The sequence below is a fragment of the Pedobacter sp. V48 genome (assembly GCF_000523515.1).
Classification (GTDB): Bacteria; Bacteroidota; Bacteroidia; order Sphingobacteriales; family Sphingobacteriaceae; genus Pedobacter.
The window spans coordinates 444,879-460,905 of record NZ_AWRU01000032.1 but is presented as its reverse complement, the minus strand read 5'-3'; the positions used below and the strand labels follow the sequence as shown (position 1 = coordinate 460,905).

Annotated in this window: 9 protein-coding genes and 2 pseudogenes; 4 read left to right on the top strand and 7 right to left on the bottom strand. The window is 38.9% G+C overall.

What is annotated here, in order from left to right; translation table 11 throughout:
* Positions 1-61 precede the first annotated feature (61 nt).
* Positions 62-1,333, top strand: coding sequence for a serine--tRNA ligase (gene serS / locus N824_RS24075; protein ID WP_048907642.1), 1,272 nt, complete (start codon positions 62-64; stop codon positions 1,331-1,333).
* 79 nt (positions 1,334-1,412) lie between these two features.
* Here the strand turns inward: serS and N824_RS24070 are convergent, their stop codons facing one another.
* From N824_RS24070 to N824_RS38100, 6 genes and pseudogenes are all read right to left on the bottom strand, one after another.
* Positions 1,413-1,727, bottom strand: coding sequence for a hypothetical protein (locus tag N824_RS24070; protein WP_048907641.1), 315 nt, complete (start codon positions 1,725-1,727; stop codon positions 1,413-1,415).
* A 110-nt stretch (positions 1,728-1,837) separates the two neighbouring features.
* On the bottom strand, positions 1,838-2,542 hold the full coding sequence (locus N824_RS24065; protein WP_048907640.1) for an SIMPL domain-containing protein: 705 nt from the start codon (positions 2,540-2,542) through the stop codon (positions 1,838-1,840).
* Positions 2,543-2,628: 86 nt separating this feature from the next.
* The gene (locus N824_RS24060) at positions 2,629-3,231 is read right to left on the bottom strand and encodes a lipoprotein signal peptidase (protein WP_048907639.1); all 603 of its coding nucleotides are present in this window, start codon (positions 3,229-3,231) and stop codon (positions 2,629-2,631) included.
* Complete coding sequence (locus N824_RS24055) at positions 3,231-3,536, bottom strand: TraR/DksA C4-type zinc finger protein (protein WP_235207263.1); 306 nt, start codon at positions 3,534-3,536, stop codon at positions 3,231-3,233. The genes N824_RS24060 and N824_RS24055 overlap by 1 nt, the downstream gene beginning before the upstream one ends.
* Before the next feature lie 149 nt (positions 3,537-3,685).
* Positions 3,686-5,845 (bottom strand): annotated as a pseudogene (locus tag N824_RS38105) (class I tRNA ligase family protein).
* A pseudogene (locus N824_RS38100) lies at positions 5,805-7,019 on the bottom strand (class I tRNA ligase family protein). Before N824_RS38100 ends, N824_RS38105 begins: the two co-directional pseudogenes overlap by 41 nt.
* Before the next feature lie 239 nt (positions 7,020-7,258).
* Here N824_RS38100 and N824_RS24045 point away from each other — a divergent pair.
* Together N824_RS24045 and N824_RS24040 are read left to right on the top strand one after the other, a co-directional pair.
* A complete protein-coding gene (locus N824_RS24045) occupies positions 7,259-7,807 on the top strand; it encodes a GNAT family N-acetyltransferase (RefSeq protein ID WP_048907638.1) in 549 nt (182 codons plus the stop codon).
* A gap of 130 nt (positions 7,808-7,937) precedes the next feature.
* The gene (locus tag N824_RS24040) at positions 7,938-10,169 is read left to right on the top strand and encodes a GH92 family glycosyl hydrolase (RefSeq protein ID WP_048907637.1); all 2,232 of its coding nucleotides are present in this window, start codon (positions 7,938-7,940) and stop codon (positions 10,167-10,169) included.
* A gap of 3 nt (positions 10,170-10,172) precedes the next feature.
* On the opposite strand, the gene N824_RS24035 is transcribed toward N824_RS24040, so the two are convergent.
* Positions 10,173-12,713 (bottom strand): galactose oxidase, encoded by a 2,541-nt coding sequence (locus tag N824_RS24035; protein ID WP_152542451.1) that lies wholly within the window; start codon positions 12,711-12,713, stop codon positions 10,173-10,175.
* Positions 12,714-12,893: 180 nt separating this feature from the next.
* Between N824_RS24035 and N824_RS24030 the strand changes: the two genes are divergently transcribed.
* Positions 12,894-16,019 carry a TonB-dependent receptor gene (locus tag N824_RS24030; protein ID WP_052334261.1) on the top strand — a complete coding sequence of 1,042 codons (3,126 nt, stop codon included), beginning with the start codon at positions 12,894-12,896 and terminating at the stop codon, positions 16,017-16,019.
* The last annotated feature ends 8 nt before the right edge of the window (positions 16,020-16,027 follow it).

The following is a 16,027-nucleotide window of genomic DNA, read 5'->3' as shown; positions in this document are numbered from 1 at the left end:
ATTGTGCTACTGCGTTCGCAATGACGAGTTAAGTTATTATCTTTGTTTAAAAAATAAAATAATGCTGCAAGTTAACTATATCCGCGAAAATAGAGAGAAAGTTTTAGAAGGACTAAGTGTACGTAATTTTAAGCACCCAGAACTGGTTGATGAAATTATTAAAATTGACGAAGAACGAAGACAAGTTCAAACCTCGCTGGATAACCTTTCGGCCGTAGCGAAGGCAGCTGCAAAACAGATTGGTGAACTAATGCGTAGCGGTAAGAAAGAAGAAGCAGAAGCACTTAAAGCAGAAACTACGTCAAATAAGGAAGAGCATAAAAACCTTTCAGATCAACTGACAGAAGTGGAAGACGCTTTATATGGTTTGATCGTACAACTACCAAACCTGCCACATCACCTTGTAAAACAAGGAAGTGCAGCTGAAGATAATGAAGTTGTTTATGAACATGGCAATCCCGCCGATTTGCCAGAAGGTGCACTGCCACACTGGGAATTGACTGCTAAATATGATATTATAGATTTTGAGCTTGGTACAAAAATAACCGGTGCAGGTTTTCCGGTATATAAAGGGAAGGGCGCGCGTTTGCAAAGAGCACTTATTAATTTCTTTTTAGATCATGCAACAGAAAAGGGCTATCGGGAAATGCAAGTGCCGCATTTAGTTAACGAAGCTTCGGGATTTGGTACCGGACAGTTGCCAGATAAAGAAGGACAAATGTATCATGCAGGAGTAGATAATTTATATCTTATCCCAACAGCTGAGGTGCCTGTAACCAATCTTTATCGTGATGTGATTTTAAAGGAAGAAGAGCTTCCTATAAAAAACACAGCATATACACCATGTTTTCGTAGAGAAGCAGGATCATATGGCGCGCATGTACGTGGGTTAAACCGCTTGCATCAATTCGATAAAGTTGAGATAGTACAGGTTGTACATCCTGATAAATCTTATGAAGTTCTGGAAGACATGAGCGCTTATGTTCAGTCATTACTTCAGGAGCTAGGTCTGCACTATCGTGTTTTGCGTTTGTGTGGTGGCGATATGGGCTTTACCTCTGCAATGACTTACGACATGGAAGTATGGAGCGCTGCACAACAGCGCTGGTTAGAGGTATCTTCAGTATCTAACTTCGAAACATACCAAAGTAACAGACTTAAATTAAGATTTAAAGGTGCTTCTGGTAAAACACAATTGGCGCATACATTAAATGGAAGTGCATTGGCACTACCTCGTATTGTTGCGGCTATTCTTGAAAATAACCAAACTGAAAAAGGAGTTAAAATTCCAGAAGCTTTGGTAAAATATACCGGGTTTGAATACATTGATTAAATAAGATCAAAACCTCGTAAAATAAAAACAGCTTCCCAATTGGGAAGCTGTTTTTATAGGTAGATGTAAATAAGGTATTCTATAGAATAAGAATTAATAATAAAATAATGATGATGATTGCACCAACTGAAAGGTAAACACCGCCACCTAACGCATTTGCTTGTTTTTTCAATCCTCTCAATTCTTTACGTAACTCTTTCTTCTCAGTTTTTGACAACTGAGATTTGTCCATTGAACGGATCTCCTGAACACGGTCGGTGATCTGTTTTAGCTGAATTTGCTGCTCGGCAGTCATCTCAGTTTTAATCTTGTCTGTCTTTCCTGCTGCAGAAACTGTGTTTGCGCTGATTGCCAATGTGAAAACTAGCACTAAAGAGTAAATTAATCTTTTCATACGATTTGAATTTTGTGATATTATCTAAATAACAAAAAACCTACCAAAAGTTATTGATAGGTTTTTTAAAGGTATTTTATTAAAACTGTATACTCAAGTAGTCACTAATACTATTTAATTTCGAATACGGTATTCATTATATAGTTCAGTTTTATTTTTTTAAAGTCAATCTCCGGTGCAGCAGCTCCTGCCATATCAGCACTTTCAGCTTTCATCATCATCACATTACGATACATTGGCTGCGGATATTGTTCATTGTTCACTTCCTGAATGTCAATTACACTTCCTAACTTATCTCCAAGGGCTTCAACCAGGTAAGATGCTTTTTCTTTAGCAGCCTGTAGTGCTTTAATTTTCAGTTCTTTTTTAAGTGTTTCAATTTTTGAATAATCATAACTGTCAACATTGGTATAAGCGATTCCTTTAGGGTCAATAGAACCAATGATGTCATTCCATTTATTCAAATCAGATACTTTTAAGCGATACTGTTTACTCGCCAGATAATCAGGATTTTTCTTCTTCTCTGTGACGATAGCATAGCTTGATAAATTGTTGATGGTTAGATTTTCTTTGTCGATACCTGCTTTTTGAACCGCAGCATACAACTGACTTTCCAAAGTTGTGATCTCCACTTTTTTCTTACTGTTGTTATCCTTTAAATATTCTTTTAAAGAGATACTGATGTAAATAATGTCTGGAGTAACTTCGGTTTCCGCAGAACCACTAACGCTAATCTTTTTTCTTAAATCTACTTGTTGAGCCATAGCGCTTATACTTAATAAGGAAACGAAGGCAAGGGTTAATAACTTTTTCATAATGATAAATGTTTTTCTTTTGTGTATTTAATAGTTAGATGAAATTACCATACCAATTCCACAAATCATTTGCACAAATCATAAAATTATTCTTCAACTATCTCATTATTAGGGCCAATTTCTTCTTTAAATTCTTCCTTAAAATAAGTCTTCTGGAATACAAGTATGATGATTACACCAACCGAGATGGCCGCGTCTGCGATATTAAATACAGGTCTGAAAAAGATAAAATCTTCTCCGCCCCATATTGGAAACCACGAAGGAAAATGACCTTCCCAGATAGGAAAATAGAACATATCTACCACTCTTCCATGAAACCATCCTGCATAACCATATATTACGCCATACAGTACTGAATCTATAATATTTCCCAGTGCACCCGCAAATATCAATGCCACGTTTAAAATAAGACCACGATGGTATTTCCTTTGGATCAGGTAGTGTAATCCATAACCGATACCGGCAACGGCTGCTATTCTGAATAATGATAAGGCAAGCTTACCAAACTCCCCGCCAAACTCAAGTCCAAAGGCCATCCCGTTATTTTCCGTAAAATGAATAATAAACCAATTGCCAATGATCTTGAACTCCTGACCCATAAACATATTGGTCTTGATCCAGGTTTTTAAAACCTGATCAGCAAGCAAAACCAGGAAAATTATTAATAAAGGTTTTGTGTAGCCTTTCATTACGACTGCTTCAGTTTGGCTTCCATGCTTAAAGTTGCGTGCGGTACAGCGCGTAAACGTTCTTTCTGAATCAGTTTGCCTGTTTCTCTGCAGATACCATAAGTTTTATTCTCAATACGCACCAATGCAGCCTCTAAATTCTCAATGAATTTTTTCTGACGTGCAGCCAGCTGGTTTAATTGTTCTTTTTCAAGAGTTGCAGAACCATCTTCAAGCGTTTTGTAAGTGCCAGAAGTATCTTCTGTTCCGTTAGAATTAGGACTGCTTAGAGAGTTCGTTAAGTCAAGAAACTCTTCTCTGGCCATACGTAATTTTTCCTGAATCAATTCTTTAAATTCTTNNAGTTNACWGWYAGARTWMCTNGTKWYTKTANCNWWWWCCWTRWTNWTTRTWGNTTTKKCMATMRWAATTWKTRWTTNNCAAYMKMAWYKWKTAMTWYWWYRTNWTCSATTANCTAWWYTKTYTNNRTTAWTTWAAMYTYWTYTKCTAAAATTTCCGAGCAAATGTATGTTTTATTTTGAGCTACAGCTGCAGCTACTAAATTATGGTTTTGTAAAGTCACAGTAATTCTATCTGTAACTTCGAAATTAAGTTCTTTTCTTAAATTCTGAATTCTGTTAATTAGTTCACGTGATAATCCTTCCTGTTTCAGTTCGTCAGTTATCGTAACATCAAGAGCAACAGTTAAGTTACCCATATTAGTTACCTGCCATCCTGGTATATCCTCAGCAATGATCTCAACGTCGCTCAACTCGATAACATAATTAGTGCCAGTAATTTGGTATTTTCCCTCATTTTCAAACTGACTCAATTGTTCCTGCGTCAAGCTGTTTACCACTTCGGCAACCATTTTCATGTCTTTACCAACCTTAGGGCCTAGGGCTTTAAAGTTAGGTTTGATCTTTTTGGTAATGAAGCCAGCAGTGTCGGTAATATACTCAATATCCTTAATATTCGTTTCTGATAGGATTAATTCTTTAACTAATTCAACCCTTTCAGCAAATTTATTATCCAGTACCGGGATCAGGATTTTAGCCAAAGGCTGACGAACATTGATGCTTGTTTTTTTACGCAGCGACAATACCATCGACGATATGTCTTGCGCCAGATGCATACGTTCATTAAGTTCTGTGTCAATCAAGCTCTGGTCCGCTTCTTTAAGTAGGGCAAGGTGTACCGATTCAACATTATTAGTGGCGTCTCCTGCAGTTAAATTCTGGAATAGCCAGTCAGCAAAGAACGGAGCTATAGGCGACATCAGTTGCGAGATACTGGTTAAGCAAGCATATAAAGTTTCATACGCAGCTTTCTTATCTGCGGTCATTTCGCCCTTCCAGAAACGGCGGCGTGATAAACGGATGTACCAGTTACTCAAGTGTTCGTCCACAAATGATTGAATTGCTCTTGCAGCTTTTGTCGGCTCATAAGCAGCATAGCTCTCATCCACCTCTGCAATTAATGTTTGCAGTAACGATAGGATCCATCTGTCAAGTTCACTGCGTTCAACAATCGGAGTCAGGTTATCCTGGTCTATTTCAAACTTATCAATATTTGCATAAAGGGCAAAGAACGCATAGGTATTGTAAAGCGTTCCAAAGAACTTGCGGCGCACCTCTGCAATTCCTTCAATATCGAACTTTAAGTTATCCCAAGGATTTGCATTAGATATCATATACCAGCGCGTAGCATCCGGGCCGTACTCTTCCAATGTCTTAAACGGATCAGCTGCATTGCCCAGGCGTTTAGACATTTTTTGTCCGTTTTTGTCGAGCACTAATCCATTTGAAACTACGTTTTTATAGGCAATTTTATCAAAAACCAATGCTCCAATAGCGTGTAAAGTATAGAACCATCCACGGGTCTGGTCAACTCCTTCAGCTATAAAATCAGCAGGGAAGTCTTTTTGCTCATCAATTTTATCCTTATTTTCAAAAGGATAATGCCATTGTGCGTAAGGCATTGCGCCAGAGTCAAACCATACATCGATCAAGTCACTTTCACGATTCATAGATTTTCCCGAAGGCGAAACCAATATAATTTCGTCCACTACATTCTTATGCAGGTCTACCAAATCATAATTAGCTTCCGACATGTTGCCGATTTCAAATCCTTTAAAAGGATTTTCTTTCATAAAGCCAGCTTCTATAGACTTTTCTATGGCATTGTATAGCTCTTCAACAGAGCCAATTAATATTTCTTCTCTTTTGTCTTCCGTTCTCCAGATTGGCAATGGGATTCCCCAATATCTAGAGCGCGAAAGGTTCCAGTCGTTTGCATTTTTTAGCCAGTTTCCAAAACGGCCTTCGCCTGTAGACTTTGGTTTCCAGTTGATGGTCTCGTTCAAATCAAACATCCTGTCCTTAATGTCAGTTACTTTGATGAACCAGGAATCCAGTGGGTAATATAGTAGCGGCTCATCAGTTCTCCAGCTGTGTGGGTAACTGTGAACATATTTCTCTACCTTAAATGCTTTATTTTCTTCTTTCAGGCGGATGGCAATTTCTACATCTACTGATTTCTCAGGAGCCTCACCTTCGTTATAATATTCATTTTTTACATACTTTCCTGCCAGATCACCTACGTGAGTAGTAAATCTTCCCTGCAAGTCTACCAATGGAACCGGAGATCSAYKCTCWTCCNRAWCNTASYATAGGAGGCACCTCAGGTGTTGCTTCTTTAGCTACTTTAGCATCATCCGCACCAAAGGTTGGCGCTGTATGTACAATACCTGTTCCATCCTCTGTGGTCACAAAGTCTCCAGAGATCACACGGAACGCATTTTCAGGGTTTTGGTAGGGTAAAGTATAAGGTAAAAGTTGTTCATATTTAACACCTACCAGGTCTGCGCCTTTACACTCCGTTAAGATCTGATAAGGGATCTTTTTGTCCCCCTCTTTGAAATTACGGAAATCTTCCTCAGTAGTGCTTTCAAAGTATGTTTTATTAAACTGTTTTCCTACTAGGTTCTTGGCTAAGATTACATTAACAGGAAGGTAAGTATATTGATTAAAGGTTTTTACCAGTGCATAATCTATTTTTGGGCCTACGGTCAGCGCAGTGTTCGAAGGTAAAGTCCATGGGGTTGTTGTCCATGCCATGAAATGGATGTCTCCAAACCCTTTCAGGAAAGCTGGTAACGTATCTGGTAATGATTTAAACTGGGCAACTATGGTAGTGTCAGTTACATCGCGATATGCTCCCGGCTGATTTACCTCATGTGAGCTTAATCCTGTGCCCGCTTTCGGAGAGTAAGGTTGGATGGTATAGCCCTTATATAATAAACCTTTATCGTAGATCTGTTTCAAAAGCCACCAAACTGATTCCATATACTTCGACTTATAGGTAATATACGGATCATCCATATCTACCCAATAGCCCATTTTCTCAGTAAGGTCGTTCCATACATCCGTGTAGCGCATTACGGTTCTTTTGCAAGCCTCGTTATACTCTTCAATCGAAATGGTTTTTCCTATATCTTCTTTGGTGATGCCAAGTTCTTTTTCAGTTCCCAGTTCTACAGGAAGTCCGTGAGTATCCCATCCTGCTTTTCTTTTTACCTGAAATCCTTTAATAGTTTTATAACGGCAGAAAATATCTTTAATAGCGCGTGCCATTACGTGGTGAATACCAGGCATTCCATTCGCAGAAGGGGGTCCTTCATAAAAAGTAAATGGGTTTGATTTTGAGCGGGTCGAAATGCTTTTTTCAAAGATGTTCTCCGCTTTCCAAAAATCAAGTATCTCTTTTCCTATTTTCGCTAGTTCTAACTGTTTAAATTCCCTATACATCAATCAAGTATCTCCAAAAATTAAGGATGCAAAGTTAAGTTATTAGAATGAGAAATTGAAGTGTTGTTTAAAGCTTTTAAACAGCTTGGTCCCATCTTGTTGTGGTCTGGCAGGTACTTGGTTATTAGCTCAGTTATACCCTGTTAATGAAAAGCGCCTATTTTGTGGAATGTATAATTGAAAGAAAATAAATTTGCATTTTCGCAGTTATTAATATAATCCTACATCCCTATTTACTCATGAAAAACCTTGATTTTTCTACTTTCCCCGTCATAAAGACCTTCCGTCTAGTACTCAGAGAATTATCTGCACAAGATGCCTTGCAAATTCATGCATTGAGATCTGATCCGAAAATTGCAGCCATGACGGGCAGAACACCTTCTACTGGCATAGAAGATGCCCTGGCTCATATTTATAAGATTGGAAAACTTATAGAGAACAATGCCAGTATTTACTGGTCAATTTCTTTACTTGACAACCCCTCTTTAATCGGAACCATCTGTCTCTGGAATTTTGATACTGAAAATGCCATTGCTGAGATTGGTTACGAACTGCTTCCCGATTTTCAGGGAAAAGGATTTATGAGAGAAGCCATTGCTGCTGTGATAAATTACGGATTTGAAGAATTAAAAATAAAAACTATAACGGCTTTCCCCTCGGCAAATAATATCAGTTCAGTAAAAGTTTTAAAGATGGCGGGTTTTAAAAGAGACAGCAAAGTCTATCCGAATTCGCATGACGATAGTGTAGATAATATGGTTACATTTTCTTTAACATTGCCAGAATAACTTAAGAACCCTTAAAACTTTCTCATTATTCTATTGCAATTAAGGATTTATTATGATGTAATTAATCCCCGATGCTTTATTTGTGTAGTTCACCAAATGTAAACCATTAATAAACCATCAATTAGAATTCATGAATTTTTTTTATTGCAGAACGAGAGCGAAATTTAGTATTTGTATAGTCCTTGCCCTTTTCGGAATAACCGATGCAGTCAGTGCACAAAGCAAAAACAGTCAAAAGCTAACGGATTTTGTAGATCCATTTATTGGGTCGGGCTCACACGGTCACGTTTTTATTGGAGCCAGTGTTCCTTTCGGAGGCGTACAGGTTGGCCCCGACAATTTTTATAAAGGCTGGGACTGGTGTTCCGGATACAACTACCAGGATAGTGTAATCAGGGGCTTTGCGCAAACCCATTTAAGCGGTACAGGAATAGGCGATCTTTCCGATATTGCCATCATGCCTTACACCGGAGGCCTTAAAACAGATAAGGGTCAGGAAAAAGTTCCCGGAAGTGGCTATGCCTCACTTTTTTCCCATAGAGATGAACACGTAAAACCAGGCTTCTATTCAGTAAAACTGGCAAACGGCATCAATGTAGAATTAACCGCCTCCGAAAGGGTAGGTTATCATCGATATCATTTTCCTGCAGGAAAAGAAGCACACGTGATCATCGATTTAAAGGAGGGCATTAATGATCAATCTACCGATACCCATATTGAACAGGTAGATGATTTTACATTCAAAGGTTATCGTAAATCATCTGGCTGGGCTAAAGACCAATGGATCTATTTTGCCATTAAATCATCGGTTGCCATAAAAAACTTTTCCTTATACAATAACAATACGCTTTTACAAGGTAAAACGGCGACAGATAAAGCCATAAAGGGTCTCCTTAATTTTGATGAGGCACCTACAATTTTAGAACTTAAAGTTGGCATATCACCTGTAAGTTCAGAAAATGCACTTGACAATATCACTGCAGAAATCCCAAAATGGAGCTTCGAACAGATCGTAAAACAAGCTGATGATAAGTGGAACAAGGAATTGTCAAAACTTACAGTTGAATCTAAAAACACCGCAGAAAAGAAGATCTTTTATACAGCAATGTATCACACCATGATCAACCCATCATTGTTCAATGACCATAATGGCGATTATCTGGGAGCCGATAAAAAGGTATATAAAAGCACCATATTCGGTAATTACAGTGTTTTTTCAACCTGGGATACCTATCGGGCGGCTCATCCGCTATATGTACTTACCCAACCTAAACGCGCTGCTGATATGATAAATTCAATGCTGGCCATTTATGATCAGCAGGGGCACTTACCGATCTGGCATCTTATGGGAAATGAAACAGGAACAATGGTTGGTATGGCCAGCAGACAGATTGTTGCCGAGGCTTATCTTAAGGGGATAAAATTTGATGGTGAAAAGGCTTTTGAAGCTTTAAAGAATAGTTCCGAAGTGAATTTACTTGGTCTGGAGTATGCGAAGAATCTTCAGGTAATCCCAAGTGATAAAGAAGGGGCTTCAACCGCCAAAGGAATGGAGTATGCAATAGGCGATGGAAGCATCGCTCTGATGGCACAAAAGATGGGAAAGACAGCGGAGTATAACAACTTCAAAAAACGTGCTGAGAACTATAAGCGATATTTTGATCCGGCTGATAAATTCTTTAAAGGAAAACTATCAGACGGTAGCTGGACGCCTGGCTTTGATCCTTTCAAAAGCAAAAACGTACTTTACTCAGAAGGAAATGCCTGGCAATACAATTGGCTTGTGCCTCAGGATGTAAATGGTTTAATCGGCTTACTTGGTGGTAAGGAAGCCTTTAATGAGCGGCTTGATCAATTTTTTACACTTCCATTTCAGGACGAGGGAGGGTTGGAGGATATGACGGGTCTGATTGGTCAGTATGCTCATGGAAATGAGCCTGGACACCACATTCCTTATCTGTACAACTATGGTGGGCAGCAATGGAAAACAGCTGAAAAAGTAAGGCGCATTTTAAAAGAAATGTACCACGATCGTCCAGACGGTATTATTGGAAATGAAGATTGCGGGCAAATGTCCGCCTGGTATGTATTTTCATCTTTAGGGTTCTACCCTGTATTTCCGGCATCTGGAACTTATGCCATCGGAAGTCCACTATTTGACAAAGCTACAATTAATTTAGAGGGGGGTAAAAAATTCATTGTTGAATCTGTAAACAATAGCGACAAAAATATTTATATCCAAAGCATTCTATTAAACGGGAAAAAATATGAGAAAAGCTATTTACAGCATGCCGATATTATGAAAGGTGGTGCGCTTAAAATTACTATGGGAAGTAAGCCGAACTATAACTACGGCAAATAATCATTATCCCAGTATTTCCTGAAAGGTTTTATTAAAGCTTTCGGCATAAATGGCTTTATATTCTTTATTGAAGTTCTCAAAGATAGATTTAGCCAGAGAGTGCTTGCCCAAAAATACAAGAGCCTGGCATTTAATTGCCATGGCTTCTTCATTTACCGGATCAAAGTTAAATACACAATCCGCTAAAGAGATTAAAAATTCAGGATCATCCGAGATCTTCATACTTGCCGCCATATGGAGGTAAGTATCGATGATCTCGTTTGAAATTTCATACTTCAAAGGATCCAGCCAGCTGTATTCTGCATTTGACAGAAATCCACCCCTAGATACAATTTTTGTTAGAGCCATGATCTTAATTTTGGTGATGTCGGTTTTGCTCTTAACAATATTCAGATATTCTTTATAATCTATTCTGATCTTATCGTAATCTATCAGCATTTTCCAGTAACCTGTCTCTTTAGATACCTCACAGCTATCCATGCTTTCCAGAAGCAGTTTCAGCTTTGCAATACTTACAGATCTGTTGTTTCTGGCGCTGCCAACAGACTTGTCTGCCCATAAAATCTCTTCCAGTTTTTCGGAACTAACGCCTCTTCCCCAGCGTATGGTAAACAATAGTATAAGCAGAAAAAGCTCTTTTATTACCGGAGTAAATAGCTTGGTGATATCCTTTCCTTTTCTGTCGAACAACTGAAGGTCACCAAACAGGAACATCGTATTTCTTATATCATCAGGTATGTCGGTAATTTCTTGTTTTATGTTAACCGGCTCAGGCTCTTGAATATTTATTGCTTGTTCTTTAACAGAGGAAACATGTAAAGTCTTTCTGTTTTGGATACGTTTATACACTAAATACATGATAACCAGTAGGATAACTCCTGAAATTACCATATCCCAGTTTACCCTAAAATGGGATGGGATATTATGCGCTGCCTGCTGTATTTCAGGAGGGGCGTGTAAAGTATAGATTTTAACTGATGAGGTGTTTGCTTTCTGATCATAGTAAAGCAATACGGCTACAAACTTTTTGCTAACCTTACAATAATATAAATCAGCAAACGATGATATGTCGTGGAAAGTATAGGGGATGCGGCTTCCTACAAATTCATAGGATGGGTTTTTAAGCGACCCCTTAATCATTGCTAAGGAAGAATTAAAGATGTGGTTTACAAAGGTGAGGGCATAATAAGATTGTTCCTTCTCATCAATAACCAGGGAGTTTGCGAAGGCAAACTCTTCCTCGCCGGGATTTAGCTCAAATAACTTTTTGAAGGTTTTGTGCTCAACATCATAAAAGCTCAGGTCATAGAGATTTTTTGGATTCAAAATCTGCTGACCAGTGGTACTTCCATATCCTCCAAGTATGTAAGCGCCATTTTTTGTAGCACCCAATGCGGCAAGGTATCGTGGCGTAAAATCTCCGCTTGTTTTAACCGTACTTAGTTTTTTATCTTTAAAATGATAGCGTTGTACATCTCGTTTATAATTATAATGTCCGTAGCCACCAATGAAATACAGACTGTTATCAGCTGAAGAGTAGAACTTGTTTAAATGCCAGAAATTTGTAGGTACGTTTTCGCCTGTATACTTGCTGTTCCATGTGTTATTGCTAAAATTGAACCCGCTCATTAGCGAAAAGTCTACATAGAAATTTAACAGACCTGGTTCGTTTTGATAAATGGATTGATTTCCATAGAGCATTGGCTGCAATCCTGATTTGTAGTCGACGATACTTGTTTTTTCAGTTTTTACATCGTAAGTCTGCAATGATTTTTCGGTTACTACAAATACCTGTTCCCGATCAGCATCAAAGGCAACACTTGCTGATCCTGCAACATTAGCAGATTTAACGAGCTCCCATTCGATGTGCATTTTTCTAATCCAGTTCGGATTAATTACTCCGGCATTTTTTCCTTTAATCTTTTCGGTTGCAATTAACCCGGTATATTCATTTAATGGCCAGTGATGGGTTAGTTTATCATCCTCAGTAATTTTTATTTCTTTGATCTTCATTGGCGGAACGTCCTTCACTTCATGCTCCTTATAATTATTGGCACCAAAGCTGATCCTGTAACAATTCTTTTTTAGGGGTATTTTCTCACGATAAACTTTGCCATCGGCCGTAAGAATCAGTTCCTGGTTTTCCTGATCAAACTTAAGCTTTATGTTGTACCAGTTTTTGAACAGCTTATCCAGTTTTATGTCGAACTCAATGTTCGACATTTTATCACCTATAACCAACTTAAGGTGGTTCTTTGCCTCCAGACTTTTGTCATATATCAGGTCTATGTTTCGTTTTTCCTGGTCAACAATTCGGAATATATAACCAAAGTAATCAGTATGCCCTGTCATAAAAGAAAAATCGAACGACAGCTCAAAAGTATTGTTGAAACATAGTGGATCAGCAGCGCTCAGATCCAGTCCTGTTCTTTTTTCCTGTATGGTTTCATGTCCCGTAAAACACAGGCCATAATATTGTGCATTTGTGATTTTCGGAGCTATAAAAAGAAAGGCAAAACAAGTCAGGTAGAATTTTAATCCCATAGTCATATCTGGTCTTGCTAAGATACGCAAATTTGGCAAATCCCCCTCCAATATAGCCTCTATGTGGAATAGGAAATTTTTTCTAAGATTTTTTCTCCAACTAAGACATTTTTAAGCCTTTTTTAAGGCTATCGGATTACTTAGTGTTTAAATAAACCAAATATTAAACCAAAACTAAGTATGAAAAGACTACTATTTTTCTTACTCGCATGTTGTATTACAACCTATACATATGCGCAGAACATTACCGTAAAAGGTAAGGTTACGGATGCCGCCGGCGGGCCTTTAATTGGCGCCGCAATAAAAGTGAAAGGAAGTTCAGGAGGAACTTCAGCAGGCAATAACGGAGAGTTTTCCATCTCCGTTCCCACAGGTTCTTCTCTGTTGATTTCCTTTGTTGGCTTTGAACCTAAAGAAGTGCAGGTTACAAACAGCGGACCATTAAACATCATACTTTCCGATAACGGTAACAGTCTTGGAGAAGTGGTGGTAGTGGGGTATGGTACCCAAAAGAAAGCAACGCTTACCGGATCCATTGCCTCTGTTTCCAATGCGGAAATTTCTACCACCAAAACACAGAATGTGCAGAACATGCTAACAGGTAAAGTTCCGGGCCTTCGTGTTGTACAAAGAACATCAGAACCTGGTGTTTTTACCAATCAATTTGATATAAGGGGTTTTGGTAATCCACTAATTATTATTGATGGAGTACCGCGCGATAACATTACTCGTCTTGATCCTAACGAGATCGAGAGTATTTCAGTTCTTAAGGATGCAGCTGCTGCGGTGTACGGAGTAAGGGCTGCTAATGGTGTTGTACTGGTAACCACCAAAAAAGGGAAATCCGGTAAACCGGAGATTACTTATGCTGCTTATTATGGTCAGCAAACACCAATCGGATTGCCGGAGCCCGTAGGTGTGATTGACCGTTTCACGCTTATGAACGAGAAGACCATGCACCGGGTTGATGGACCTGTACTAACGTATAACGATGAAGATTTTGCCCCTTATCGTAACGGAACAAAAGCAGGTACCAACTGGTATAACATGACAATGCGTGATTTTGCTCCTCAGTTCCAGCAAAACCTTAGTGCCAGCGGCAGTTCAGGTGATAATAAAATAGATTATTTTATTAACCTGGGTTATGCCAGGCAAGAGGGAATCTGGAAAAGTAACTCCTTAAAATACGATAGGTATAATCTGCGCTCTAACTTAAGCGCCCAGATCTCTAATCGTTTAAAAGCCTCTTTAAAACTGAACGGTATTTTAGAGAATAAAATGAACCCTAAAGTTCCTTCCTGGCAGCTGTTTTCTCAATTATGGAGAGCACAACCCAACGAAACCTATTATGCAAATAATAATCCTGATTATCTGTATAAGCCAGTGTTTGAACATCCGGGAGCAAATTCAGACAGTGACCTGTCAGGCTATCAAAAAGACCAGAACAGCTGGTTGCAGAGCCAGTTTTCATTAGATTATCAGGTTCCATATCTCGATGGGTTAACCGCAAGGGGAATGTTCTCGTACGATGCAAGAAACAACAACTTTAAGGATTATAGAAAAGGGTATAACGTTTATGATTATAACGCAGCCAGCAATTCTTATACAGCCTATAATAAGAATGGCCCCGATCAGTTGCTTAGAAGATACAGTACAACACCCAATTCATTATTGCAGCTCTCGTTGAATTATGTAAAAAGCATAAAGAAACATAACATAAACGCCTTAGTGCTTTACGAAGAAGGTACTTCGAGTGCCGACAACTTTTTTGCACAACGAGACCTTGCTTTACCAGTTGAATATCTATTTGCCGGAAAAGCATTAGGTCAGGTGGCAAACACCAATATTGATGGTGTATCTGAAACTGCAACCAGAGCTGTAGTTGGAAGGTTAAACTATGACTTTTCAGGTAAATACCTTGCCGAATTTAGCTTTCGTTATGATGGTTCCTCAAGGTTTTCTGATAAGAAACAATTTGGGTTCTTTCCGGGCGCTTCAATTGGATGGCGCATATCTGAAGAATCTTTTATGAAAAATAATTCATCACTGTCATTTATTGATAACCTGAAAGTCAGGGCGTCTTATGGTATTATGGGTGATGATGGAAATGTAAGGTATCAATTCCTTTCGGGCTATGATTATCCGTTTAACGGAAATAGAGAAGCCCTTGGTGGTGGTTATATGTTTGATGGTGGCTTTGTTAACTCGGTTGGTTTTAGAGCTGTGCCAAACCCTGATCTGACATGGGTGGAGGTTAAAACAACCAATATCGGATTAGATGCTGAGTTATGGAAAGGCAAATTGGGGATTACTTTTGATGCATTTAAGCGCCGCAGGGATGGACTTTTAGGTAACCGTTTGGTAACTGTACCCGGATCATTCGGTGCAAATATGCCACAGGAAAACCTGAATAGTGATGAAACCCGCGGACTTGAACTTGCATTAAGTCACAGAAATAGATTTGGAGAACTGGGCTATAACATCAGTGGAAATGTATCTTTAACACGCACTAAAATTATTTATGAAGAACTTGGACGTGCCGGAAATTCGCAGGAAAACTGGAGAAACAACAAACTTAACCGCTATAATGATGTATGGTTTGGCTTTGGGTATGTAGGACAGTTTCAATCATTTGAGCAGATTGCCAATTATAACCAGTTTACCGGTCGAGGTACGCTTCCGGGTGATTACATTTATGAAGACTGGAATGGCGATGGAACTTTTGATGATCTGGACCGTTATCCTGTTGCTACTGCTATTAATCCAAACAGCACCAGTGCTGATGGAAACGATGCCAGGCATAACTATCCACTGCTAAATTTTGGGCTTAACCTTGGTTTCGATTACAAGGGTTTTGATCTGAACCTGCTTTTCCAGGGTGGGGCGATGTCTTATGTTTCCTATCCTGAAGCCTTTAGAGAGCCATTGGCCTTTGATGGAAACGCGCTGGATATGTTTATGGATAGATGGCACCCTGTTGACCCCAAGGCAGACCCTTATGATCCCGCTAATAAATGGGTACAAGGATATTATGCTTATACCGGGACGGTTATTAACGACAATTCACGAAGGGCAATTCAAAATGGAGCTTACATGCGTTTAAAGAGTGCTGAGCTCGGTTATTCACTTCCTAAAAGAATACTTACAAAAATAGGAATACAGGGATTGCGTGTATATGCCAACGGATACAACCTGCTTACCATTACCAAGATAAAAGGATTAGACCCCGAGCGTCCTTCAGAACTTTATGGATATATCTATCCAATCAGCCGTACAATTAATTTCGGAACAAGCATTAGCTTTTAATAACGATC